We start from the raw sequence: 652 nt of genomic DNA on the forward strand, positions 1-652 counted from the left end.
GCCGTTGATGCGCTGCTTGGAAACGTCGGAAAGGTTCGGGCCGGCACCGGGATCCGTCACCGTCACCGCGAGGCCGGTGGCCATGACTGACGCGGACCGCCTGCTCGGCGGCTATGACCCCAACGCCGGCCGCAGCGCTCACGCCGCGGCGCGGCCCCAGCTGATCCCGGTGCCCTCGCTGCTGCGCGCCCTGCTCTCGGAGCATCTGGATCCCGGCTACGCCGCGGCCGCGGCCAAACGCGACAGCGAGGGCGTGGCGCCGAGCGGCCGCGACCGCACCTTCGGCTGGCTGTGGCAGGCCCTGGCCGCGCTGCTGATCGCGACGGTGTTCGCCGCCGCGGTCGCGCAGGCGCGCTCGGTGGCGCCCGGCGTGCGCACCGCGCAGCAGCTGCTGCTGGAAAGCGTGCGCTCATCGGAGGCCGCCGCGGCCAAGTTGGGCCAACAGCGCAGCGCGCTCTCGAGCCGAGTGGACGACGTGCAGCGCCACGCACTGGCCGAAAACGCCCAGGGGCAGCGGCTGCTGGCCAGTCTCGACGCGCTGGGCCTGGCGGCGGCGAGCACGGCGGTCATCGGTCCCGGCCTCGCGGTGACGGTGACGGATCCCGGTGCCGGCCCGAACCTTTCCGACGTTTCCAAGCAGCGCATCAACGGC

The 652-nt window shown here is 74.1% G+C and carries 1 pseudogene; it reads left to right on the top strand.

Annotated elements, in window-relative coordinates:
- Window positions 1-82: 82 nt before the first annotated feature.
- A pseudogene (locus tag A5706_RS12890) lies at window positions 83-652 on the top strand (hypothetical protein); the annotation flags it as partial.

Origin of the sequence: Mycobacterium sp. E796 (assembly GCF_001672815.1) — a bacterium.
GTDB lineage: Bacteria > Actinomycetota > Actinomycetes > Mycobacteriales > Mycobacteriaceae > Mycobacterium.